General features: G+C 55.8%; 19 protein-coding genes and 1 tRNA gene. 6 read left to right on the plus strand and 14 right to left on the minus strand.

Going from position 1 to position 24,834, the window contains the following annotated elements:
• Positions 1-40 precede the first annotated feature (40 nt).
• The 5 genes from K7H21_RS03350 to ebgR form a co-directional block, all read right to left on the minus strand.
• Positions 41-1,474, minus strand: a complete 1,434-nt coding sequence (locus K7H21_RS03350) for an amino acid permease (protein WP_087828354.1) — start codon at positions 1,472-1,474, stop codon at positions 41-43.
• A gap of 227 nt (positions 1,475-1,701) precedes the next feature.
• Positions 1,702-3,135: an amino acid permease gene (locus K7H21_RS03355; protein ID WP_004125433.1), complete on the minus strand. Its 1,434-nt coding sequence runs from the start codon at positions 3,133-3,135 to the stop codon at positions 1,702-1,704.
• A 93-nt stretch (positions 3,136-3,228) separates the two neighbouring features.
• A complete protein-coding gene (locus K7H21_RS03360; RefSeq protein ID WP_004125430.1) occupies positions 3,229-3,678 on the minus strand; it encodes a beta-galactosidase subunit beta in 450 nt (149 codons plus the stop codon).
• Entirely contained in the window at positions 3,675-6,767 is a 3,093-nt protein-coding gene (gene ebgA, locus K7H21_RS03365; RefSeq protein ID WP_139529346.1) for a beta-galactosidase subunit alpha, read from the minus strand. The genes K7H21_RS03360 and ebgA overlap by 4 nt, the downstream gene beginning before the upstream one ends.
• A 302-nt stretch (positions 6,768-7,069) precedes the next feature.
• Entirely contained in the window at positions 7,070-8,053 is a 984-nt protein-coding gene (ebgR, locus tag K7H21_RS03370; protein ID WP_004125422.1) for a transcriptional regulator EbgR, read from the minus strand.
• Between the two features lie 219 nt (positions 8,054-8,272).
• Between ebgR and K7H21_RS03375 the strand changes: the two genes are divergently transcribed.
• A complete protein-coding gene (locus K7H21_RS03375) occupies positions 8,273-8,605 on the plus strand; it encodes a tRNA-binding protein (RefSeq protein ID WP_004125420.1) in 333 nt (110 codons plus the stop codon).
• A gap of 37 nt (positions 8,606-8,642) precedes the next feature.
• On the opposite strand, the gene ygjG is transcribed toward K7H21_RS03375, so the two are convergent.
• Both ygjG and K7H21_RS03385 read right to left on the minus strand, forming a co-directional pair.
• On the minus strand, positions 8,643-10,022 hold the full coding sequence (gene ygjG / locus K7H21_RS03380; RefSeq protein ID WP_004125417.1) for a putrescine aminotransferase: 1,380 nt from the start codon (positions 10,020-10,022) through the stop codon (positions 8,643-8,645).
• Positions 10,023-10,262: 240 nt separating this feature from the next.
• Positions 10,263-10,817, minus strand: coding sequence for a PadR family transcriptional regulator (locus tag K7H21_RS03385; protein WP_049114550.1), 555 nt, complete (start codon positions 10,815-10,817; stop codon positions 10,263-10,265).
• Between the two features lie 238 nt (positions 10,818-11,055).
• Here K7H21_RS03385 and K7H21_RS03390 point away from each other — a divergent pair, with 238 nt between their 5' ends.
• The gene (locus K7H21_RS03390; protein ID WP_223035574.1) at positions 11,056-11,829 is read left to right on the plus strand and encodes a siderophore-interacting protein; all 774 of its coding nucleotides are present in this window, start codon (positions 11,056-11,058) and stop codon (positions 11,827-11,829) included.
• Between the two features lie 339 nt (positions 11,830-12,168).
• Here K7H21_RS03390 and K7H21_RS03395 read toward each other — a convergent pair whose 3' ends face one another.
• From K7H21_RS03395 to dhaK, 4 genes are all read right to left on the minus strand, one after another.
• Positions 12,169-13,818 carry a glycerone kinase gene (locus tag K7H21_RS03395; protein WP_049114274.1) on the minus strand — a complete coding sequence of 550 codons (1,650 nt, stop codon included), beginning with the start codon at positions 13,816-13,818 and terminating at the stop codon, positions 12,169-12,171.
• 67 nt (positions 13,819-13,885) lie between these two features.
• Positions 13,886-15,307 carry a dihydroxyacetone kinase phosphoryl donor subunit DhaM gene (gene dhaM / locus K7H21_RS03400; RefSeq protein WP_004125408.1) on the minus strand — a complete coding sequence of 474 codons (1,422 nt, stop codon included), beginning with the start codon at positions 15,305-15,307 and terminating at the stop codon, positions 13,886-13,888.
• 10 nt (positions 15,308-15,317) lie between these two features.
• Positions 15,318-15,950 carry a dihydroxyacetone kinase subunit DhaL gene (gene dhaL, locus K7H21_RS03405; protein ID WP_004125405.1) on the minus strand — a complete coding sequence of 211 codons (633 nt, stop codon included), beginning with the start codon at positions 15,948-15,950 and terminating at the stop codon, positions 15,318-15,320.
• A 10-nt stretch (positions 15,951-15,960) separates the two neighbouring features.
• A complete protein-coding gene (dhaK, locus tag K7H21_RS03410) occupies positions 15,961-17,031 on the minus strand; it encodes a dihydroxyacetone kinase subunit DhaK (RefSeq protein WP_049114281.1) in 1,071 nt (356 codons plus the stop codon).
• Positions 17,032-17,627: 596 nt separating this feature from the next.
• Here dhaK and K7H21_RS03415 point away from each other — a divergent pair.
• The 3 genes from K7H21_RS03415 to K7H21_RS03425 all read left to right on the plus strand — a co-directional run bounded on the left by K7H21_RS03415 (position 17,628) and on the right by K7H21_RS03425 (position 21,206).
• Complete coding sequence (locus K7H21_RS03415) at positions 17,628-18,725, plus strand: glycerol dehydrogenase (protein ID WP_004125400.1); 1,098 nt, start codon at positions 17,628-17,630, stop codon at positions 18,723-18,725.
• 104 nt (positions 18,726-18,829) lie between these two features.
• On the plus strand, positions 18,830-20,743 hold the full coding sequence (gene dhaR / locus K7H21_RS03420) for a dihydroxyacetone kinase operon transcriptional regulator DhaR (protein ID WP_432649066.1): 1,914 nt from the start codon (positions 18,830-18,832) through the stop codon (positions 20,741-20,743).
• 139 nt (positions 20,744-20,882) lie between these two features.
• Positions 20,883-21,206 carry a DUF1889 family protein gene (locus K7H21_RS03425; RefSeq protein WP_071988240.1) on the plus strand — a complete coding sequence of 108 codons (324 nt, stop codon included), beginning with the start codon at positions 20,883-20,885 and terminating at the stop codon, positions 21,204-21,206.
• An 86-nt stretch (positions 21,207-21,292) separates the two neighbouring features.
• Here K7H21_RS03425 and K7H21_RS03430 read toward each other — a convergent pair.
• Positions 21,293-21,368, minus strand: a tRNA-Ile gene (locus tag K7H21_RS03430).
• A 124-nt stretch (positions 21,369-21,492) separates the two neighbouring features.
• On the opposite strand from K7H21_RS03430, the gene mug reads away from it, so the two are divergent.
• Positions 21,493-21,999: a G/U mismatch-specific DNA glycosylase gene (mug, locus tag K7H21_RS03435; protein WP_004125394.1), complete on the plus strand. Its 507-nt coding sequence runs from the start codon at positions 21,493-21,495 to the stop codon at positions 21,997-21,999.
• 63 nt (positions 22,000-22,062) lie between these two features.
• Here the strand turns inward: mug and K7H21_RS03440 are convergent, their stop codons facing one another.
• Both K7H21_RS03440 and rpoD read right to left on the minus strand, forming a co-directional pair.
• Entirely contained in the window at positions 22,063-22,725 is a 663-nt protein-coding gene (locus tag K7H21_RS03440) for a TetR/AcrR family transcriptional regulator (protein ID WP_123828757.1), read from the minus strand.
• Positions 22,726-22,966: 241 nt separating this feature from the next.
• Positions 22,967-24,811, minus strand: coding sequence for an RNA polymerase sigma factor RpoD (gene rpoD / locus K7H21_RS03445; RefSeq protein ID WP_004125383.1), 1,845 nt, complete (start codon positions 24,809-24,811; stop codon positions 22,967-22,969).
• Between the last annotated feature and the right edge of the window lie 23 nt (positions 24,812-24,834).

Below are 24,834 nucleotides of genomic sequence, written 5' to 3' on the forward strand. Positions count from 1 at the left end.
ATTAAGAGGTATTGGGGTTTATTGTTTTCAGTAAAATGGCTTATGACGCATCAGAGGCTGGCGCCGCTTCAATTCTTTTTTCTTCCTGAGTTAATCCCTTCACGTATTGGCTGTATTTCCACCACGCAAATCCGAGAAAGATAACAATGCCGCCGACGTTATAAAAAATAATGGTCAAAATATTGCCGCCGGTCGGGAACGTTGAGGCGACGAAGCCGATGGCGAAAATAACAATCAGCATCGAGACCACCGTAATGCCGGTAGTGCGTGAACCCATTTTAAAATCGCGCGGCAGATGATCGAGCTTACGGCGCAGGTTGAGGTATGCCAGCATGATAAACAGCGGCGGCAGCATTGAGGCGGCGGCGGTCATGTTGATAATGGTGTTCATTAAATCCTGCACGGTACTGGAACCCATCATCGGGATAATCATCAGTGGAATCACAATCAGGAACTGAATCCACGCCGCGCGCGCCGGTACGCCGTTTTGATTGAGCTCGACGGTTTTTTTACCAAATATTCCGGCCGGGATTTCGGAGAAAAAGATTTTGACCGGCGTCGCGGTCCACATTAATAACGAACCAAACATGGCGGTAAAGGAGACCAGGCCGACAAAACGGTTGACCACGATTTCCGGCAGGCCAAACCAGACCGCCATACCGTGGAAGACCTGTACCGATCCGCCGGTATATTTCAGCTCTTTGCTGCTGATAAACACGTTAATCAGCACCGAGGAAATAGAGTACAGCACGCCAATTACGATCCCGGCGAGGATGATGACCTTAACGAAGGATTTCGATCCGCCTTTCACGTCATTGACGTACACCGCGACGGACTCAGCTCCGCCGGCAGCCATAAAGATCCAGGTGGTGATGCCGAGGAACGCCCAGTTGAAGTTCGGGATCATCGCATCCACGGTAATCGGATCCGCTGGCTGAATACCGCCCGCCAGCGCGCTGCCGGAAAGCAGAATGTAGGAAAGCGTCAGCAGCAGCATTAACGACGAGGTCACCGAGGTAATAGGACCCAGCATTTTTGCGCCGTTGGTGGACACCCAGGTCGACAGGGCGAACAGCGCCATGCTCAACATCGTGGTGGCGACGGGGGTCAGAATGTACTCGTAGCCGAGGAAGGCGTAGGAGGCATACGCGATGACCCTCGGCAGCAGTGAGGTAAAAAAGAACAGATTCACAAACCAGTAGGTATAGGCGGTAATAAAGGCCCAACGTCCGCCCAGCGAGCTTTTCACCCAGGCATAAACGCCCGCTTCAGAGTTTTTATTCAGCGAAACGAATTCCGCGATGATCAGACAGAAAGGAACGAAATAGAGCAGGGTGGCGAGGAAGAACATCGGAGCAGAGGCCAGTCCCAGCTCAATATTGTTATTGATCACGTTGTTAAAACTGAAGACGGCAGCGAAGGTCAGCGACAGCAGGCCGAACTTGCCGATGGTATTACGTTTGATATCAGACATAACACATCTCCACACATTGTCCTTCAGAGAATGGCCGAAGGGGATTGTGTTGTTTGTAGGGTAGAGGTAGTTAAGTATCGTGGTTAATTTTAGTAAAATATTTAGTAAATAAAAGCGGTAAAAATGAATTGCTTTAACTCGATCACGAAAATGGTCGGGTGACAGAGCTTGGCTTGTGGGTAAAAAAATCCCGCCAGGGATATCCCGCTGGCGGGAGCAACGGTGGCTTATTTCACCGTATTTGCCGCTGATTTCAGGGGTGTATGTTGGTTCTTGCGCTGTTTTTTCTCAAAGCGGGTTATCCACCACCATGCGAGCCCGGAGAAGACTGCGGTCATAAAGACGTTAATGAAGAAGGCATTCACCAGGTCGACTCCTGGCGGGAAAGCGGAGGCGGTCATGCTGACCAGGAAAATAACGATAAGCATCGACACCACGGCCATCCCAACCTTTCTTGAACCCATGCGGAAGTCGCGCGGCGTATCGTCATGTTTCCAGCGGAAAACAAAGTAGGCGGCCATGATAAACAGCGGCGGTAGCATCGCGGTACCCGCGGTCAGGTTAATCGCGGTGTTCATCATTTGCTGAACGCTGGCGGAGCCGAAACCGTTCACGATGAGCATCAAGAAGACGAAGAGAAATTGCCACCAGGCAGCGCGCACCGGCACGCCGTGGACGTTCAGTTCGGTAGTTTTTTTGCCATAGATGCCCGCAGGAATTTCCGAGAAGTGAATTTTTACCGGTGCGGCGGTCCACATCATCATGCTGCCGAAAATGGCGATAAACAGAATAATGCCGACGAAGCGGCCCATCAGCGCTTCCGAAATATGGAAATAAGCGCCGAGACCGGTGAAAATTTCCACCATACCGGCCGCATAGGTTAGATCTTCACGTGCCACAAAGACGTTGACCAGCAAAGATCCCAGCGCGTACATGCCGCCAATCAGGATCCCGGCGGTGATGATGACTTTAATAAACGATTTCTGCCCGCCTTTAGTGTCGTTCAGGTACGCGGCGACGGTTTCAGCCCCGCCAGCCGCCTGGAAAATCCAGCACATGATCCCCAGCGTCGCCCAGTTGATGGTAGGCGCCATGGCGTGCAGCGTAATCGGCTGCGCGGGAACATGGCCTGCGCCCAGCGCGGTAAAAGCGCCGACCACGTAAATCGCAAATAGCGCGAAAACGCCATACGCTACGCATTCGGAGATTTTTCCCAGCCAGGTCGCACCTTTGGTGGAAATATGGGTGGCCATGGCGAACAGGACGATAGAGATCAGCGAAGTGACCATCGGCGAGAAAGGAATGGCGTAACCCATAATGGCGTACGAAGCGTAGGCCACCACGTTCGGCAGCAGCGACAGGAAAAAGAACAGGTTCACAAACCAGTACAGGAACGAGCCGAGATAGGCCGCGCGGGTACCTAAAGGCTGCTTCAGCCAGGCGTACATACCTGATTCGGAATTTTTATTCGCTGAAACGAATTCGGCGATGATAAACACAAACGGAATAAAATAGACCACCGTGGCAAACAGAAAGATAGGGGCGGAACTGAGCCCTAACTCGATGTTGTTATTAACGATGTTTCGTACGTTAAATACGGCGGCAAACGCCATCGACAGTAAGGCGAATTTGCCTATTTTGGCACGAACTGATTCGGACATAGGTCCTCCGAAAAATGATCTGGCCCGCATTGAGGGCTGGGACCGGGAAGGCCAACGAATAAACCCGCTGGCCTCATCTTGCTTCACGCGGGCTTACTTATTCAGGAAGTAGCCGTCTTCGATAGTCACTCTGAGCACCACCTTTTTGACCGGCGAGTCGCAGATAAAGCGATAAGCTTCATGGGTATCGCAAATCACCATCTGACCTTCGTGAACCTGCACGGTTTCACCGATGCCTTTGAGATATTCACGGTCGGTTTCATCGCGATAGCAGGCCACGGTCTGCAGCTGCTCTTTGGCGGCAAACTCAATTTTTTGCTGACCCTGAAGGTAGTAATGCACCTCGAAATAGCGGCGGTTGCCAACGAACAGCGCATCCGTGGTGCTGTCGCTTGCCACGCGATAGGAGAGCGAATCGCCGATAGAGTGGGCAACTCCTGGTTGAATATTATCGATATTATTGATGGCCTCCACGCAGCGCTGCCATTTACGTCCGCTGTGATAGATTTGCTTAAACTGTTCTAAATTATCGAGAATTCTCATTTTTCAGCCTCGCTGTGTGAATCGGAGGAAAAGAAACCAGCGTCAAAGCTATGATTCGCCAGCGTCTGCGAGGAAGCGCTCCCGCCTTCCAGCGGCAGCAGCGTAAAGCCATAGTTGAACGGTTTGAGCCAGACGCGCCAGCTATCCAGCACCTCGCTCCCCCAGGAGTTAGACCCCAGACCGAGCACACGGGCGTCGATATTCAGGGTGATGTCATCGCTGCGGTGCAGTTCGTTACAGTGCTGCGCTGCGTGCAGATTCTCCGCCGTATAGTGCCAGGCGCTGATGTTAAGCGGATCGCGCGGGACCACCATCAGACCGCTGCCGTGACGGTCGGTAAACGCGGCCCAGCGTACGTGCTGCCGGTTGCCGTTGTTCTGCGGGAACGGATAGTTCACGAACATGTCGTCCACGGTGGTTCGCCAAAGGTCAATGATGTTGCTCTGCTGGCTGTCGGCGTAGTTTTCGCCGGGACCGCGACCGTAGTAATTCACCTGTTCAAACTGGCCGTTAATGCCCAGCATAAAACCGATGCACGGCACAATATGCGGATAGTCGCCGTAACGTTCACCCGCAAGCTCAACGTTAATATGGCCCTGCGGGGTAATCTGCCAGCGATAGGTGCAGCGCATGCCAAAATCGAAAACCGGCGGCGCGATGATGCTGCGGGCGGTGATAATCACCGTGTCACCGCGCTGCTCGGCGCTGAATTCGCGCAGATGCTCCTGCATAATTTGCAGATGATTGGGTTGCCACAGCCCCTCGTATTCCTGCTTGTGGTTATCAATCATCGGCTTGAAGAAGTTGATCTTCGGCTCGCGGGTCACCTGGTCGATGCCGTTCACCTGCCATTCGCTCAGTTTGCCGCTGACTTTCGAGAACACTACGCGGAAGTTGTGCCCGGTGATGCTGTAGCTCAGACGTTCATCGGCAATGCGCAGCGAGGTGGCGCTGGTGTTAATCAGCGGTGTTTTTGCTGCGGTCTGCTCTTTAAGCTGGAACTGGTAGACGGCGATTAGGTGGTTGGCTTCGCTGTACGGCGTACGGGAATCTTTGGTCACCATGATGTTGACGAAGGTTTCGCGGTCGTCGAGCGCCGGCAGGTCGATTTTGATATCGCGACTGCTGTTTGGCGCAAGATCGCGCACCTTAAGCTGCTGGCTGGCAAGCGTAGTCCCCTCGGCGCGTACTTCCACGCGCAGGGTGTAGTCATCAAGGGTCGAGAACCAGAGCTTATTATCGACGCGCAGTTCGCCTTCGCGGATGTTTATCGCCTGCACTTTTACCGGGGCGATAACCTGCTTGTACTCTCTGAGCCCGGGTCCAGGCGTCTGATCGGAGAAAATCAGCCCGTCGAGGCAGAAGTTGTAGTTATTGGGATAGTCGCCGTAGTCGCCGCCGAATTTGTACCACACCGCGCCGCTGTCGTCGGTGGCCTGGATTCCGTGATCGCACCACTCCCACACATAGTGGCCCTGAATACTGTCATGTTGATAGAATACGTTCTGGTATTCGCTCAGCCCGCCGGGACCGTTGCCCATCGCATGGGCGTATTCGCAGATAATTCGCGGCTTGGCATGCGGATATTCCCCGAATTCGTTCATCAGCGGCACACGGGTATACATGGTGGAGATGATATCCACCACCTCCGCGTCACGATCCTCTTCGTAATGCACCAGCCGCGTATCATCGATCGCTTTCGCGGCGTGATACATCGCCCGAATGTTGCAGCCGTAGCCGGACTCGTTGCCCAGCGACCAGATGACGATCGACGGATGGTTTTTCTGCGCATGGACGTGGCGGACGATCCGCTCAACGTAAATATGCTCCCATTCTGGGTCATCGGTGATGGCGCTCAGGTTGCCGACGTTGGCGAAGCCGTGGGATTCGACATCGGTTTCCGCCATCACGAACAGGCCGTAAATGTCGCACATCTCATAGAAACGCGGGTCGTTGGGATAGTGGGCGGTACGTACCGAGTTGATATTGTGCTGCTTCATCAGCAGCAGATCTTTCTCAACGCGATCCATCCCCACGGCGCGGCCCTTCAGATGGTCGTTGTCGTGACGATTAACACCGTGCAGCATTACGTAGCGGTTATTGATGTAGAACAGGCCGTTGCGCACTTTGATATCGCGAAAGCCGACGCGCTGCGGAATGACTTCGATAATCTCTCCGACGTCGTTTTTCAGCGTCATCACCAGGTGATAGAGGTACGGGTTTTCCGCCGACCACTGCTGCGGCGCCCTCACGTCGATCGCAAAGTCGACGTTCAACTGCTCGCTGACGGTCAGGCGCTGCGTTGTGCCTTCATACAGCGCCTTTTCGCCGTCGAACAGCGCGTATTCCAGCGTCGCTGCGCCCGGCTGCGCATTGAGATTTTCCAGCACCAGCTGGCAGGAGAGCGTGGCGTCGATGTAGTCATCGTTAAAATCGGTGCGCAAAGTGAAGTCCTGGACGTGAAGCGGGTTTTTGCCCACCAGATACACGTCGCGGAAAATACCCGCCGACCACCACATATCCTGATCTTCAATATAGGTGGAGTCCGCCCACTGCATGACGCGAACGCAAAGCAGGTTGTCGCCGGTTTTTACCGCGCGGCTGATATCGAACTCTGCCGTCAGGCGGCTGCCTTTACTAAAACCGATGTACTGACCGTTAACGTAAACTTCAAAATAGGTCTCGACGCCATCAAATTTAATGATGGTCTGCTGGCCCTGCCAGCCGTCGCTGAGGGTAAAGATACGCTGATAGGCGCCGGTTGGGTTGTCGGTCGGAACGTAGGGCACGTCAATCGGGAAGGGGAAGCCTTCGTCGGTGTACTGTAGCTGGCCGTGGCCTTCCATCTGCCACATTCCCGGCACGGTGATCGGTCCCCAGTCGCTCATGTACTGCGAGGTGAACGCTTCCGGCACCCGCAGCGGGTTATTAAAGAAGCGGAAGTTCCACTGTCCGCTAAGGGACAGAAAGCGGCTGCTGATTTCACGGGCGAAGGTTCGCGCCTGGGCCTGCGAATCGTAAGAGAAGAAATAGGCGCGCGGAGGCAGCCGGTTTTCATGAGTGAGTTGAAGGTTTTCCCAGCGATTCATATCGCCTCCCTGAACGGACTAAACGGATAAGGTGTATTTTAGTAAAAGTTTTACTAAATAAAACCGGCGAGAGTGATTTACTTTAACTCGATCACAAAATGAGCGTTACCGGGCGCCTGCGGTTGGCGTTGGGAGAGGGATATTTCCGGAGGCGGCGCAGAGACGCTGAATTTCCCGGGGCGATGCTGCGCATCTGTCCGGGCTAACGTTTTGCAGATGGCGGTGCGCCCGTAGCCCGGGTAAGGCGCGTCAAGCGCCGCCCCCGGGAGCCAGGCGCAGAGGATTCAGCGCCAGAAACGAGATTAGCGGGTGGTGCCGCGCAGCTTCAGCACGCTGGGGACAAAGACGTTTAGCGGCAGCGCGCGGCCATCGCGGGCTTTCTCAACCAGCAGGTTGACGCCCTGGCTGCCCATCATTTCAGAATGAATGCGCACCGTAGAGAGCGGCGGAAAGGTAAAACGCGCGGTTGGGATATCGTTAACGCTAATGAGCGAGATATCTTCCGGGATAGAGAGACCGCGTTCATGTATGGCGCGCAGCACGCCGATGGCGATAGAGTCTGACGCGACGAACAGCGCGGTGGGGAAATCCGCTTTTGCCAGCATCGTTTTTGCCAGCTCATAGCCGGAGGAGCTGGAAAACCCTCCGCGCCAGATATCTTCTTCCGAAACCACCCCCTTCAGGCGGCCATACTCGACGAAGGCCACTTCGCGGATGTCGGCTTTACCCGGCTCATCCTGGCCACCAATAAAGCCGATGCGCCGTGCGCCCTGGGCGATAAAAAAGTCGATAACTTCTTTGGCGATGCGCACCAGATCGATATCGACGGCGTCATAGCTGCTGCCGGGTTCATGGAAATCAATAAAGCAGACGTTGTCGGTTAACGCCGTGGCGGCTTCGCGAATCGCCCGCGAAGGCTGGCCGACAATCAGAACGCCGGTCACTTTTTTCAGCTCGGGTAGCGCATTGTTAAAGTAGCAGTTGGTCAGCTCGATACCGAGCTTCTCACATTGCGTTTCGATGCCGTGGCGGATCGCCAGATAGTAGGGATCGTTGATTTCCAGATCCTGCTGATAGCTATAGATGGCCAGAATATGATGGTGGCCTACGGTATGAACCTGAGCCTTACGCGAGCTGGTACTTTTATATTCCAGCTTTTCCGCCACCTCAAGAATGCGATGTTTTGTCTCTTCTTTGACGTTCAGCGTGGGGTCGTCGTTTAAAACGCGAGAAACCGTCGCCAGTGAAACGCCTGCTTCGGTCGCGATATCTTTTAGTGTGGCCATTGTTTTCCTTATCTGACGTTGCCCCATCGACGCAAACCATTGTAAAGCAAGCGCGGGCTGCTGCATCTCTTTTCAGTAAATTTCCGCCGTATTATTCATCACTGTCACCGCGATCCTGCCGCGAAAAAGAGTGATGAATCTAACATTACTCGCACTATTATGCGGAAACCTCGACGGCATTTGTTATATTTTACTAAAATTTTACTTGAGGAGTGCAAGATGGAAACGGTGCTTTATGATGATTTTGCCAGACTTGAAATGCGTACGGGAAAAATTGTGGCAGTGCAACGGCATGCGAATGCCGACAAGCTCTATATTGCCCGGATTGATGTTGGCGATCGCACGTTGCAGACGGTAACCAGCCTTGTGCCGTACTACAGCGAAGAAGAGCTGCTGGGAAAAACGGTCGTGGTCCTGTGTAATCTGGCAAAAGCCAAAATGCGCGGTGAAACGTCGGAGTGCATGCTGCTCTGCGCCGAAACCGACGATGGCAGCGAAAGCGTCCTGCTCACGCCGGAAAGGCTGATGCCTGCCGGCGTGCGGGTGGTATAGCGTAATACCCTCTCCCACGGCGGGAGAGGGCAGGTTACTATGCCTCTTCTACCGAAACCCGTAGCGCCGCCAGGGCCAGGCGGGCCGCTTTTAGTACCTGTTCACACTGCTCCAGTGTCAGCGTCAGCGGCGGTTCTACGCGGATCGTCCTGGCGTTGTTCAGCGTTCCGGCCACCAGTACCCGCTGGCGGAACATCTCGCTGGCAAAGTCATAGCCGATTTCGTTATCGACAAACTCAATCGCCATTAGCATGCCTTTGCCGCGCACGTCATTCACCAGATCTGGATATTCGCGGGCCAGCTGACGGAAGCCGTCCAGCAGCATGTCACCTTTCTGCTCCGCCTGCGCGGGCAGGTTTTGCGTCAGCAGCACGTTGATGGTCGCCAGCGCCGCCGCGCAGGCCAGCGGGTTGCCGCCGAACGTGGTGGTATGCAGGAACGGATTGTCGAACAGCACCGAGAATACCTCTTCGGTGGCGACCGTTGCGCCAATCGGCATCACCCCGCCGCCCAGTGCTTTAGCAAGGCACAGAATGTCCGGCTGGACGTTTTCATGCTCGCAGGCAAACATCTTGCCGGTGCGCCCCATACCGGTTTGCACCTCATCGAGGATCAGCAGCGCGCCAAATTCGTCGCACAGCTTGCGCACCGCGGGCAGGTAGCCCGGCGGCGGCAGAATCACCCCGCCTTCACCCTGAATAGGCTCAAGGATCACCGCCGCGACGTCATCACCGGTCTTTTTGCACTCGCTCAGCAACGTACGCATGGCGTTAATATCGCCGAACGGTACGTGCCGGAATCCCGGCAGCAGCGGCATAAAAGGCTTACGGAAAGTCGATTTCGCGGTGGCGGAAAGCGCACCGAGCGATTTGCCGTGAAACGCGCCGCTGGTGGCGACGAAGGTAAATTTGCCGCGCGGAGACTGGTAAGCTTTCGCCAGCTTTAGCGCCGCTTCGACCGATTCGGTGCCGCTATTGCTAAAGAAGCTGTATTTCAGTTTGCCCGGCGTTAAGGCCGCCAGGGTTTTAGCCAGCATGGCCCGCAGCGGGTCCAGCAGTTCCTGACTATGAAGAGGTTGTTTAGCGAGTTGATTTTCGACGGCGGAAACGACAACTGGATTACGGTGCCCTACATTAAAAATCCCAAACCCACCCAGGCAGTCAATAAACTCCTGTCCCTGAGTGTCGACAAGCGTATTTAACCCTCCCGCTTGCCACTCTACGGCTCCGTAATCCCCGCCAGCAGTGACCGATTTTCGATACGCTAAAAACCCTGGGTTCACATGCTCTTTAAAGTATTCTCTGACCTCCTGATTAAGAGATTTCATCTCCTCATGATCGAGCGTTCGCTTCTCAATGAGATTCAGTGCGTGCGCGCTGCAGGCCAGAGCCGATGCGCTGGAAGGTAACCTGTTCAAAATGTGCTCCTGGGAGGGGCGTATCACATGATACTGAATTAAGTATTGCAGGGATTACGCCACTTCGGCGCGGGCCAGGAAAATCGGGATAAACGCAACGTGAAATTGCGATTGAGCAAAATTTAATCTCACGACGCTATTATTGGCATGTTTTACTCCTGAAGGCGTAAAACCCGGTGAGTAAGGGCTTCCGCCGCGCGCGCCGCGGCGGTGCAGGCTGCCCAGCGATGGGGCAGAGGATTAGTCGAGCTGGGAAATCTCCATTGCCGCGCGATCAATCACGCCGACGATCTGCTTTAGCTGAGCTTCGGTAATGGCCTGCTGGTTAACCCTTAAATCCAGTACCGCCTTAAAATTCTCCAGCGCGCGCTTCATCTGCGGATTTTTACGCAGTTCACAACCCACCATACGCGCCTGCAGCCTGGCCTGAATCTGCTCCAGCTGTTGCTGGTTTTCCGCGTGCAGCTGGCTGCCGTCGGCGGTAATGGCGATTTTTTTACGACCGTTTTCGTCAGCCACGCTAATTAAGCCCTGATCCTGGAGCAAGTCTAGCGTCGGATAGATGACGCCGGGGCTCGGGCTGTAGTTGCCCTGGGTCATGGTTTCAATCTCTTTGATAAGCTCGTAGCCGTGGCTGGCGTTACGGGTGAGGATGTCCAGAATCACCAGGCGTAGCTCGCCGTGGCCAAAGAAGCGCTGCCGACGTCCGCCGCCCCTGCGGCCATGCTCGCCGTGTTCGCCATGTTCATCGTGGCGTCCGCGTGGCCCACGTCCTTCTTCGTGATGATGTCTCATGTTTTGTTCCTGTGATTATTTGATATATCTAATTTATATCTAAAATTAATAAAGTAGCAACACAGTAGTGAGTATATTTTTTATTTAATTGATATTTAACGATTTAATTTTTGATTTTGGCTTTTTTGGCGTTTTTCTATGACTATATCAAAAAATGCTTGCATTCTTTTTTAATAGCAATCATTATCATTTGCAAGATTTTTAGATATATCTATTCCGTTCACGAAGGCGATGAAAGATGACAACGACCAGACACCCCAAATACCCGCAGCGCGTACGTAATGAACTGCGCTTCCGTGAGTTAACCGCATTGCGCGTCGAGCGTATCGGCAGCGCATTCCAGCGTGTCGTGCTGGGCGGAGAGGCGCTGGAAGGCTTTGTTTCCCAGGGGTTTGACGACCACACCAAGCTCTTTTTCCCGGCCGCGGGCGCTGCGTTCACGCCGCCGGAGGTGACGGATGAAGGTATTAACTGGGGCGATGGCGTGCGTCCGGCGACCCGCGACTATACGCCGCTGTACGACGCCGGGCGTCATGAGCTGGCGTACGACTTTTTTATTCACGATGGCGGCATTGCCAGCAGCTGGGCGCTGGCGGCGAAAACGGGCGATAAGCTGGTGATCGGCGGCCCGCGCGGTTCGCTGGTGGTGCCGGAAGATTACGCCTGGCAGCTGTACGTGACCGATGAGTCCGGAATGCCCGCGCTGCGCCGCCGTCTCCTCGGATTGCAGCAGCTTCCGACGCGCCCGCAGGTCACGGCGATCGTCACCATTAGCGATGAGTCTTATCAAGATTACCTGGCCGATCTTGATGGCTTTAATATCGAGTGGGTGGTGGGGCATAAACCAGCCGCCGTGGCCGAAAAATTGGCGCAGGTGGTGGTTCCGGCGGACGATTATTTTATCTGGCTGACCGGGGAAGGCGCGGCGGTGAAGTCGCTGCTGGCGCGCTTTGAAGGCGAAGAGATTGATCCGCAGCTGGTGCGTTCGCAGGCCTACTGGCACAACAAGTAAGAGCAGAGAAAACCCGGGTTGCGGCTGGCGCCTTACCCGGGCTACCGGCCCGCAGACGGGGGTGAACCCGTAGCCCGGGCAAGGCGCGTTAAGCGCCGCCCCCGGGAGCAGAGCGCAGAGTGGCCGATTTTCCCGGAGGCGATGCTGCGCATCTGTCCGGGCTACCGGCCCGCAGACGGAGGTGAACCCGTAGCCCGGGCAGGCGCTTTGCGCCGCCCGCGGGAGCAGAGCGCAGAGCGGCTGATTTTCCCGGAGGCGATGCTGCGCATCTGTCCGGGCGACCAGCCCGCAGACGAGGGTGAACCTGTAGCCCTGCTAAGCGCAGCGCGAGCAGGGGGATTATCTCTGCGTCAGCGCTTTAAACACCATCGCCACCGCATGGGCGCCGGGGTCCATATTGCCGCGCAGGCTATCGCTGTTGAGATACGACGCGCGCCCGGCGTTGGCTTTGCTGGCGTGAAGCGTACGATCCGCCCCCGCCTGGGCCGCTGCGAAAGCCGCCCGCAGATTATCCGGCTCGGCCTGCAGCGCCGCCAGCGCCGGCTGTAGGGCGTCAATCATGGTCCGATCGCCTTCATCGGCGCCGCCGTAAAACTTCATCTGCGCCAGCCCGGCGTTTAGCGCTTCGGCGACGCTTGCTCCCTGTTCCAGTTTCTGCCCGGCGGCGGTAAAGAAAATCGACATCAGCACGCCGCTGGAGCCGCCCATCACCACGGTCAGACGCTCGCCAATCAGCGCGAATAGCGTAGCGAGGTTAGCCAACGGCAGCTGGCGACGCTGTAGCAAGTCGGCGATGTCGCGCGCGCCGGCGGCGAAGGTGGAGCCGGTATCGCCGTCGCCGACTTTGGCATCCAGCGCGTTGAGGTCCGCTTCAAGATCGGACAGCGTGCCGGTCACCCGCTCAACGTAGTCCGCAACCACGCTATTCTCCGAGGGAGCAAACTCCACCCGCGAGCTGCGCAGCGAGGACGGCATCACGCTGATTTTGCGCGGCTGCACCGGCGTCTGCCAGCCGGCAGTTTCTACCGCGGAAAGCAGCGCCTTCTCAATACTCTCTTCCAGCACGATGGCGGTGAGGGAGAAACCTTTCATATCCAGCGCGGTCACCAGCGAAGCCGGGCCTATCAGCCAGTCGATACGCTGATGCAGCGGCGTATGCGCCAGCTCGCGGGTCAAAATCGCCATTTCGGCAACCGATACGCCGCCGAGATTATTGATCATCACCGCCAGACGACCGGTTTCCGGCAGGGCGGCGCTGAGCTTCTCCGTCATCAGCGTAACGATTTCCGCGCTGTTCTGGGTAGCGATGACCGATGCGCCCGGTTCACCGTGGATCCCCATGCCCAACTCGGCCTGGTCCGCATGATGGCGCGGGGCCGCTTCCGCATCCTGCGGCAGATGGCAGCTGGCAAGGGCCAGCCCGAGGCTGAAGGTATGTCCGGCGGCATACTGCGCTTCGCGCAGCACGGTCGCAAGATTGTGCCCGCGTTCGGCGAAGTAGCCAGCCACTTTATGCACCAGAATTGTCCCGGCGATGCCGCGCGGATGTTTATTATCCGGCAGCGAAATATCATCGCCAACGATCAGCATTTCAACGTTATAGCCCATGCGGCGCGCCTTCTCCGCGGCGAGACCGAAGTTCAGACGATCGCCAGTGTAGTTCTTGACGATCAGCAGACAGCCTGCGTCGCCAGTCACCGCCTGGATAGCGGTCAGCACCGCATCGACGCTCGGCGAGGCAAACAGATCGCCGCAGACGGCGGCGGTCAGCATGCCTTTACCGACAAAGCCCGCGTGGGCCGGCTCGTGGCCGGAACCGCCGCCGGAGATCACCGCCACGTTGTTTTTGTCGAGATCGCGACGCACCACCACGCGAATGGCGGGATCGCTCTCCAGCCACGCCAGGTTATTCCACGGGCTGGCGATAATGGTTCCTTCAATCACGTCGTTGACGAGGTTGGCGCGCTGATTAAAAAAGAATTGAGACATAACGGATCCTGAAAGTTAAGCGAGTTCCCGGAGGAGGCAGCCTCCGGGGCGGAAAGATGGGGGCAGGTTAGCCGCGAATCACGCGTTTGCCGGGAATATCAAGGGTGACGGTCTCGCCATTTTGCAGCGTCGTCAGCACATTGCTCTGCTGGCAAAGCATTGCGATACCCGCCTGGCGGGCGATAATGGCGCCGTGAGCGTGCTCGCTGCTCTCCTGCAGACAGATCCCCTTAACCTGACGGGCGTCGAGCTGCACGACGGTAGAGGGAAAGATATCGTCGGCAACGAGGATTGAAGGCGCGCTAAACTGCGGCAGCGCTTCGCTGCTCTCGTTAAGGTGACGCAGCGTGCGGTGCAAAATATCTTCAATATCAATATAGCGGGCGCGAAGGTAGGCATCGTCGAGATGGCGATATTGTTGGCTTAAATCGCTCAGCACCTGATGCCACGCCCACTCCGCGCTGCACTGCTCGTCGCGCACGATCTCGCACGCTGCTGTATATAAATCAGGATCATCGAGCAGAGTATGATGCCCGGAGAAGATCGCCGCGATGTCGGCGGAATATTTCTCCTCCGCCAGGGCCGTCAGCGCGCTAAGATCGTCCAGCGTCCGATCAATAGCCCCTTTCAGGCGCAGCTGCTGCTGACCGATGGCGGCGATCTTTTCCCGCGTAACGCTGTTCTGAGGCCGAGGGTAGAGTACGACCTGGCCCTGAACGCGAGCGGCACGGGTGGGCTGCAAAGCGGGCGTTGCCTCCGTTTGCTCGCCGAAGTTCTCCGCCGCCAGCGCCTGGAATGCCGCCAGCGCGGCGTCGGCGTCCGGGCCGCGGGCCAGCAACCTTAAGGTATCGTTCCGGCGCACCTGAAGCAGGGCGATTTGGTTGAGGCTATCCGGCGTGACGCACTTTCCCTCTTTCTCCAGCACCAGGTCGGCGTTGAATCCCGCCAGCGCGGCGACCATCTTTGACGCCGGGCGAACGTGCAGGCCGTTAGGGTTTTGAATCACTACGGAAACCGAGCGCGCGTCGCGGTCATCGGCCAGCGCGGCGGTCAGCGAAGGGGGCTGCGGTTGCGATGGTAACCCGAGCTGTACGCGCTTTGCCTCCAGCGCATTCATGGCGTCCTCGATCACCTTGTCGATGTCGGCTCCGGCTGCGGCGCTCACCGTCGCCGCCAGCGTCCCTTCAACCAGCGGCGCCGCGCACAGCCTGACCTTCGCCGCAATCACCGGATCGAGCAGATCCAGCGCGGTTTCGGCGCTCAGCAGGGCGCTGCCGATATCCATCATCACCAGCACATGATCGGCGTCGGCGACGGATTCAATGGCTTCCATTACCTTAATCGGATCGGTGCCGATCGGGCTGGCGGGATCGTCAATGCCGGCGGCGATCGCCAGCTTGCAGCCATCGTTCATTAACATCTGCCGGGCCAGTTCTCCGACACCTTCGCCCAGACGGGCGCTATGAGAAACAATAACCAGGTTTACCATCGCGTTTTCCTTACTCTTTAGCTGCAGCAGCCAGCATCTGAACCATAAACATCACCGAGGTTGCGCCCGGATCCTGATGCCCGATGCTGCGTTCGCCCAGATAGCTGGCCCGCCCTTTACGGGCCTGCATGGCGATGGTGGCGTGGACGGCGGTTTGCGCCTGTTCGCAGGCAGCATCAAGGGCGCTTTGTATCGACAGGTGCTGTTCGCTGGAGTGGCGCAGCGATTCCACCACCGGCAGCCAGACGTCGCACATGGTTTTATCCCCCGGTTCGGCTTTGCCGCGATTCACCACCCCTTCCGCGCCTTCGCGGAAGGTCTGATAAAGCTCTTCCAGGGTCAGGCTCTGATGGGCCTGGGTCACCTGGGCGGCGCGAATAAAGAAGGTGCCGAACAGCGGGCCGCTGGCCCCGCCGACGTTGGAGAGCAGCGTCATACCGGTATTTTTAAGAATGAAACCAATGTCTTTATCGGCAATCGACGGCAGCTTTTCCACCACCTTGCTGAAACCACGATGCATATTCAGGCCGTGGTCGGCATCACCGATTTCCCGGTCCAGACCGGTCAAAAAATCGCTCTCTTTTGTGAAGATATCGCCGCAGCGATAGAGCCAGTCTACGATTTGCGTTCTGCTTAATGACATGTCGTGCTCCTTATTTTCCCCAGTTCAGCGCCGGGGTGTGAACCGGGGCGTCCCATAATGCCAGCGTCTCGTCATCGGCTTTTAACAGAGTGATGGAAAAACCCACCATATCCAGAGAGGTACAGTAGCTGCCGATAAGATTGCGTTCGATAACGATGCCGGTTTCCTCGCAGCGCTGCGTCAGACGGTTATAGACACCGTAGAGTTCGGACAGCGGCGTGGCGCCGAGATTGTTGACCAGCGCGATAACCCGATCGCCTTTTTGCAGCGCCTGCTTGGTTTGCGATACCTCCTGCCACGCGCCTTTCACGTTGTCCCAGTGGCGCAGCGTGCGGCTATAGGCGCCGTTTTCCAGCAGGGTATCGAACATTTCGTCAACGGTGCGATCGAGGGAGGTGAATCGGCGGCGGTCGATGCCCGGTTCGCCGTGAATGCCGACGCCGAACTCCATCTCATCGTCCTGCAGTTCGAATGAGGGCTGCCCGGCGGCCGGCACGGTGCAGGCGTCGAGCGCGATGCCGATAGAGTGGCCGTGGTTGTTGAGCTTGCGCCCCAGTTCGGCGCAGGATTCCAGCGAGTCGCCGCGTTCGGCGGCCGCGCCCACCAGTTTTTCAATCAGCACGGTATTGGCCACTCCGCGCCGTCCGGCGGTGTAGAGGCTATCTTTCACCGCCACGTCGTCATCGACCACCACGGTGGTGACCTTAACGCCGCTTTCGTGCAGCAGCTCGGTGGCGGTTTCGAAGTTAAGAATATCGCCGGTGTAGTTTTTGATAATCAGCAGCACGCCTTCGCCGCCGTCGATAGTCATGGCGCACTCAAACATTTTATCCGGCGTCGGGGAGGTGAATATTTCCCCCGGGCAGGCCCCGGAGAGCATGCCATGGCCGATATAGCCGCAGTGCATCGGCTCATGACCGCTGCCGCCGCCGGAGAGCAGCGCCACTTTCCCGGCCACCGGCGCATCGGCGCGGGTAACGTAGAGCGGGTCCTGGTGCAGCCTCAGTTCAGGGTGCGCTTTTGCCAGACCAGCCAGTTGTTCGCTCAGGACATCTTCGACACGGTTAATCAGTTTCTTCATTGTTTATTCTCCGTCGGAGTTTCGATGCGGCCTCTCTGCTGATGGAGGCGGTCATCGTGTAGGGGTACCGCCTGACGATGTGCGATATCGGGCGATGTAATGATTCTGGCTGAGTTAGCGGGGAAAAAAACTGCGATAAAAGGAGTTTCATTACGAAACGTAATTATTCATTTTTGTTCCGAAATGAAACGCTTTTGCGCCGGGAAATGAAAAAATGCGAGCTAAAGCGGCTATTTCATCTCGCTTCACCTGCCTGCAAGACCTGCGTAAAGAAATAATTTTGCCCTTTCTTGCCGCCCATGACGGTGAAAAACGCCGACGCTCGCCCGCTTAGTGGCCTTCTTTTGCGTCGAAGGGGCGGATCGAGATCGCAATCCCACCGTTTCATGTGAATTCATGTTCCAATATGGAACAATAAAATTTATGTGCTGTTTCAAATCGGGACAAAAAGGGGAAAGATTTTTTTGCCCGCGGCTCGCCCTACAGTGATGGCATCGCTCAGGTAGCGCTTTCGTTCCCGCCTTTAATACATGGCCGGACGGGGAAATACCGGGGCCCATCATGGCAAAACATGCACTTATTTGAGGGTGAACGGAATGCTAAAAGTTATTCAATCTCCAGCCAAATATCTCCAGGGACCAGATGCATCCACGCTGTTTGGGCAATACGCCAAAAACCTGGCGGACAGCTTTTTCGTGATTGCCGATGACTTCGTAATGAAGCTGGCGGGAGAAAAAGTGCTGGAAGGTTTACACAGCCACAACATCAGCTGCCATGCGGAGCGCTTCAACGGCGAGTGTAGCCACGTTGAGATCAATCGCCTGATCGCCATTCTGAAGCAGCACGGCTGCCGCGGCGTGGTGGGTATCGGCGGCGGCAAGACGCTCGATACGGCGAAAGCCATTGGCTACTACCAGAAGCTACCGGTGGTGGTGATCCCGACGATCGCCTCCACCGATGCGCCAACCAGCGCGCTGTCGGTTATCTACACCGAAGCCGGTGAGTTTGAAGAGTATCTGATTTACCCGAAAAACCCGGATATGGTGGTGATGGATACGGCGATTATCGCCAAAGCCCCGGTGCGCCTGCTGGTGGCCGGGATGGGCGATGCGCTTTCAACCTGGTTTGAAGCCAAGGCCTGCTACGACGCCAGAGCCACCAGCATGGCGGGCGGCCAGTCGACGGCGGCGGCGTTGAGCCTGGCGCGCCTGTGCTATGATACGTTGCTGGCGGAAGGCGAAAAAGCCCGCCTCGCCGCCCAGGCCGGGGTGGTGACCGATGCGCTGGAACGCATCGTTGAAGCGAATACCTACCTCAGCGGTATCGGCTTTGAAAGTAGCGGTCTGGCCGCCGCGCACGCCATTCACAACGGTTTCACCATCCTCGAAGAGTGTCACCATCTGTACCATGGCGAGAAAGTGGCCTTTGGTACCCTGGCGCAGCTGGTGCTGCAAAATAGCCCGATGGAAGAGATCGAAACGGTGCTGAACTTCTGCCATACCGTCGGCCTGCCGGTCACGCTGGCGCAAATGGGCGTTAAAGAGGGCATCGATGAGAAAATTCAGGCAGTTGCTAAAGCGACCTGTGCGGAAGGGGAAACCATTCATAACATGCCGTTCCCGGTCAGCGTGCAGAGCGTACATGCGGCGATTCTGACCGCCGATCTGCTTGGACAGCAGTGGCTGGCGCGTTAATTTATCGTGGTCCTGTCCCGCTTCGTTAATGAGAAGGGGCGTTTTATCCCCCTCTGGCGGTCGCCGCCGGAGGGGTTGTCGTTTATGTAACAGCGGAAATGGATATGACTGCGCAGACTCAGAGCTTTCCCCTGGTGATAACCCAGTCGTGGCATCGCTGCAGTAAGTTTATGCAGCGGGAAACCTGGCAAACGCCGCATCAGGCGCAGGGGCTGACCTTCGAATCGATTTGCCGGCGCAAGACCGCGCTATTGACGATTGGCCAGGCGGCGCTGGAAGATGCCTGGGAGTTTATGGATAACCGCCCCTGCGCGCTGTTTATCCTTGATGAGTCCGCCTGTATTCTCAGCCGTTGCGGCGATCCGCAGACCCTCGACCAACTGGCGGCGCTGGGATTTCGTGACGGCAGCTACTGCGCGGAAAGCATTATCGGCAGCTGCGCGCTCTCTCTGGCCTCCATGCTCGGGCAGCCGGTCAAAACGACGGGCGAGCAGCATTTTAAACATGCGCTGCACGGATGGTCGTTTAGCTCCACGCCGGTGTTTGATAACCACGGGCGCCTGTTCGGTTCCATTTCCCTGTGCTGCCTGGCCGAAGAGCAGGCTTCGCCGGATCTCTCCCTGACACTGGCTATCGCGCGGGAAGTCGGTAACTCACTGCTCACCGACAGCCTGTTGTCAGAGTCGAATCGCCATCTTAACCAGATGTACGGTCTACTGGAGAGTATGGATGACGGGGTGATGGCGTGGAATGAGCAGGGAGTTTTGCAATTTCTTAACGTGCAGGCCGCGAGACTGCTGCATCTTGATGCCCAGGCCAGCCAGGGGAAAAACATCAATGAGCTGGTGACGCTGCCGGCCTTGCTGCGCCGGGCTATTAAGCACGCGCGTGGGCTGAATCATGTGGAAGTCACCTTTGAGAGCCAGCATCAGTTTGTCGACGCCGTAATTACGCTCAAGCCAATCGTCGAAGAGCAGGGCAACAGCTTTATTCTGCTGCTGCATCCGGTCGAGCAGATGCGCCAACTGATGACCAGCCAGCTTGGCAAAGTGAGCCATACCTTTGAACAGATGTCGGCGGACGACCCGGAAACCCGGCGGCTGATTCACTTTGGTCGCCAGGCGGCGCGTGGCGCTTTCCCGGTGCTGCTGTGCGGTGAAGAGGGGGTGGGCAAAGAGCTGCTCAGCCAGGCGATTCACAATGAGAGCGAGCGGGGCGGCGGGCCGTATATCGCGGTCAACTGCCAGCTGTATGCCGACAGTGTCCTGGGCCAGGATTTTATGGGCAGCGCGCCGACGGACGATGAAAACGGTCGCCTTAGCCGTCTTGAGCTGGCCAACGGCGGGACGCTGTTTCTTGAAAAAATCGAATATCTGGCGCCGGAGCTGCAGTCCGCGCTGCTGCAGGTAATCAAGCAGGGGGTATTAACCCGTCTGGACGCCCGTCGCTTGATCCCGGTGGACGTCAAAGTGATCGCCACCACTACCGTCGATCTTGCCAATCTGGTGGAGCAAAACCGCTTTAGCCGCCAGCTTTACTACGCGCTGCACTCTTTTGAAATCGTTATTCCCCCGCTGCGAGCGCGGCGCAACAGTATTCCCTCGCTGGTGCACAATCGCCTTAAGAGCCTGGAAAAGCGCTTCTCCTCGCGGCTGAAGGTAGATGATGATGCGCTGGCGCAACTGGTGGCCTACTCCTGGCCGGGCAATGATTTTGAGCTGAAAAGTGTTATCGAGAATATCGCCATTAGCAGCGATAACGGCCATATCCGCCTGAGTAATTTGCCGGAATATCTGTTTGCCGAGCGGCCCGGGGTCGACGCGGGTTCTTCGCTGCTGCCCACCAGCCTGACCTTCAGCGCCATTGAGAAAGAGGCGATTATCCATGCCGCCCGGGTGACCAGCGGTCGGGTGCAGGAGATGGCGCAGCTGTTGAATATCGGCCGCACCACGCTGTGGCGCAAAATGAAGCACTACGATATCGACGCCGGTCAGTTTAAGCGCGGACGTATGGAGTAGTTTCCTGTGGGGAGTGATACGGAATAGTCGAGCAGAAAAGCAGCACGCAAGCGTTTAGCTGCGGTCTGAATCAAAGAAAGGCAACGATCTCTTTGATATCCCGGCAAAGATGGGTCCATAGTGTAAGCATGTTCATTACGTGGTTAATTTTAAGGATAAGAGCATGCCAACAGCAATCGATAAAGCCCTGGATTTTATTGGTGGTATGAACACCTCGTTGTCGGTGCCAAATACTATGGATGAAAGTACCGCTAAGGGAATTTTGAAGTATTTGCATGAACTAGGCGTACCGGCGAACCCTGCCGAGGTCACGGCCCGGGGTGAAAAGGAGGGATGGGATGTCGGGTTCACGGAAAAAGTCGCCGGATGGGCGGACAAAATTGCCTCTGGTAAGCGGATCGTCATTAAAAACCCGGAATACTTCACCGTCTATATGCGCGAACAGCTGCAGGCGCTGGTGTAACCTGACCTCATTTTAAGCTGTGGCGCCCCGATGGGGCCGCATAATGCAAAAAGGGCTGACGATTTCTCGTCAGCCCTTGCTGTATCTGGTGGCCCCTGCTGGACTTGAACCAGCGACCAAGCGATTATGAGTCGCCTGCTCTAACCACTGAGCTAAGGGGCCGTGGCGAAGGATTATAAAGTAACTGTTCCCCGCAATCCAGCCTAAAACGCACGCCTGCTGTTTTTATAAACAACGCATTTTCAATCCTTTATAATGACCTTTTAGGTATTGAGCTGGGGAAAACATGATTAACGATATTTTGGCGCCGGACCTGAGGGTCGTTTTTTGCGGTATCAATCCGGGGAAGTCTTCCGCCCATACCGGTTTTCATTTTGCCCATCCGGGAAATCGCTTCTGGAAGGTGATTCACCAGGCCGGCTTTACCGACCGTCTGCTGAAGCCCGAGGAGGAACTTCAGCTGCTGGATACTCGCTGCGGGATCACCATGCTCGTCGAGCGCCCAACGGTGCAGGCCAGCGAGGTCGAGCTGCTGGAGCTCCGAGACGGTGGCCGGGAGCTGGTCAGGAAAATGGAAGAGTATCAGCCGCGTGCGCTGGCGATCCTCGGTAAACAGGCCTTTGAGAAAGCGTTTCAGGCGCGTGGCGTAAAATGGGGCAAGCAGCAGGTGACCATTGGCGCGACGGAAGTGTGGGTGCTGCCGAATCCCAGCGGCCTCAACCGGGCGACGCTGGATAAGCTGGTGGAGGCCTACCGGGAACTCGACGAGGCGCTGGCCACGCGAGGGCTATAATGAGCTGCGGACGACTCCGGGGGGTTGGTCGTCGCGTAGCCGCGCTGGCTAAAGTCCGTGGCTTTAGCCAGCTTTTACATTATCGCTAACATTCCCTTTTTCTATCATTAATAATATTGAGTCAAAAGCGAAGTCGAGAAAGGATTTTCGGTCTTTCTCAAGGTGACGTAAAAAATAGGATTCTCTATGCGAGGATTTTTCCACGAGTCCGGTCAGGCAGAGCCAGAACAGCATTGTGACGTCCGCGGCGGAAGCATTCAGCCCGATCTCTTTTTTTTCGGCGGCGCCGGTGATTTGCGCGGCGATAATATGGTTTATCTGTTCACCAATCATAGAGATACTCTTCAACGCTTTATTGTTTTTAGTGATTTTTTCATAATTCGCGATTTGCCCTGTGATAGCGGGAAAATAGGCAATGCTCGTTTCGTGGAGAGCGATCAGCGCATGGCATAGCTCGCGATAAAACTCGCGGAATGAATTTTGCCGACTGGCTATTTTTATCACCTCCTGATAGAAACGCTCCATTCCCTCCAGGATAAGATGATCCAGAATGTCTTTTTTATTTTCAAAATAGGTATAAAGCGTTGTTTTGCTAAAACCCGCTTCATGGGCGATCTCATCCATGGTGGTACTTTCTATTCCGCGGTTGAGAAATAAGGTATTAGACGTGGTTAAAATAACCTTTCTATTAAAATCAACCAACTGAATTTTACGCTTGCTATTCATTTAATTTCCCTATGATTTATCTTCCGTTTTATGCTCTCCGGGCCATCCATAAACCCATGGTACAAACGTAAAACGATGAGTCCAGTTGTTTATATGCCGATAAAGAAGTAATTAAGAATATAGCCTGAATGTATTTTTAGGGGTTTTCGAATGGGGTTTTAATATTTCTTAAATAAATATGTTTTGTTCAGACATAAAAAAAGCCAGTCATATGACTGGCTTTTTGCGGCACGCGGCGAAATTAATCGTCGAGGAAGCTACGCAGCACTTCAGAGCGGCTTGGATGGCGCAGTTTACGCAGCGCCTTCGCTTCGATCTGACGAATACGTTCGCGGGTAACGTCGAACTGTTTACCCACTTCTTCCAGCGTGTGATCGGTATTCATGTCGATACCGAAGCGCATACGCAGGACTTTCGCTTCACGGGCGGTCAGGCCAGCCAGAACGTCATGGGTGGCGGCGCGCAGGCTCTCGGTGGTGGCAGAGTCCAGCGGCAGCTCGAGGGTGTTATCCTCGATGAAATCTCCCAGATGCGAATCTTCATCGTCGCCAATTGGCGTTTCCATGGAGATCGGCTCTTTGGCGATTTTCAGCACCTTACGAATTTTATCTTCCGGCATCAGCATACGCTCGGCCAGCTCTTCCGGCGTCGGCTCGCGGCCCATCTCCTGCAGCATCTGGCGGGAAATACGGTTGAGTTTGTTGATCGTCTCAATCATATGCACCGGAATACGGATGGTGCGCGCCTGGTCTGCGATAGAACGGGTGATCGCCTGACGGATCCACCAGGTTGCGTAGGTGGAGAACTTGTAGCCGCGGCGGTATTCAAACTTATCAACCGCTTTCATCAGACCGATGTTGCCTTCCTGGATCAGGTCGAGGAACTGCAGACCGCGGTTGGTGTATTTCTTGGCGATCGAGATAACCAAACGCAGGTTCGCTTCAACCATCTCTTTCTTCGCACGGCGCGCTTTCGCTTCACCGATAGACATACGACGGTTGATATCTTTTACCTGCTCAATGGTCAGGCCGGTCTCTTGCTCAATCTGCTGCAGTTTCATCAGGCCGCGCTGAACGTCTTCTTTCACGTCAAGCAGCTTCTCTGACCACGGCTTGTTCATGGCGATGGCCGCATTGAACCAGGTTTCGCTGGTTTCGTTGCCGGTGAACAGAGTGATGAAGTTTTTCTTCGGCATTTTGCACTGTTCAACGCACAGCTTCATGATGATACGTTCTTGAGTACGAACGCGATCCATCATGACACGCATGCTGTTAACCAGATAATCGAACTGCTTTGGCACCAGACGGAACTGTTTGAACACTTCAGACAGCTTGAGGATCTCTTCCTGCGCTGCGGCGTGGCTACGACCTTTCGCTTTGATGGTGTCGCGGGTCAGTTCGTACTGCGTACGCAGCTCGGCGAATTTCTCGCGCGCCAGCTCAGGGTCGATGCTGTTGTCGTCATCGCTGCTGTCGTCGTCTTCTTCTTCATCTTCGTCTTCGTCGTCATCCATCTCTTCCTGAGAGAGTTCAGAACCGACGTGAGTGGCGGTTGGCGCCAGATCTTCTTCAGCGTTCGGGTCGACAAAGCCGGTGATCAGATCGGACAGGCGTGCTTCTTCCGCTTCAACGCGATCGTACTGCTCCAGCAGATAGGTGATCGCTTCCGGGTATTCCGCAACTGAGCACTGGACCTGGTTAATCCCGTCTTCGATGCGTTTAGCTATGTCAATTTCGCCTTCGCGCGTCAGCAGTTCGACGGTACCCATTTCACGCATGTACATGCGCACCGGGTCGGTTGTGCGTCCGATTTCAGACTCAACGCTGGAGAGAACCTGCGCGGCAGCTTCTTCCGCATCTTCGTCGGTATTGTTGTTCGTTTCAGCAAGCAAGAGATCATCGGCATCCGGCGCTTCTTCCATCACCTGAATGCCCATGTCGTTGATCATTTGGATGATGTCTTCGATCTGGTCGGAGTCGACGATATCTTCCGGCAGATGGTCATTGACCTCGGCATAGGTCAGATAGCCTTGCTCCTTACCACGTTGGACAAGAAGCTTCAGCTGTGACTGCGGGTTTTGCTCCATAAGACGGTATCCACACTTAATTC

The sequence above is a fragment of the Klebsiella sp. CTHL.F3a genome, assembly GCF_019890895.1.
Lineage (GTDB): Bacteria > Pseudomonadota > Gammaproteobacteria > Enterobacterales > Enterobacteriaceae > Klebsiella > Klebsiella grimontii.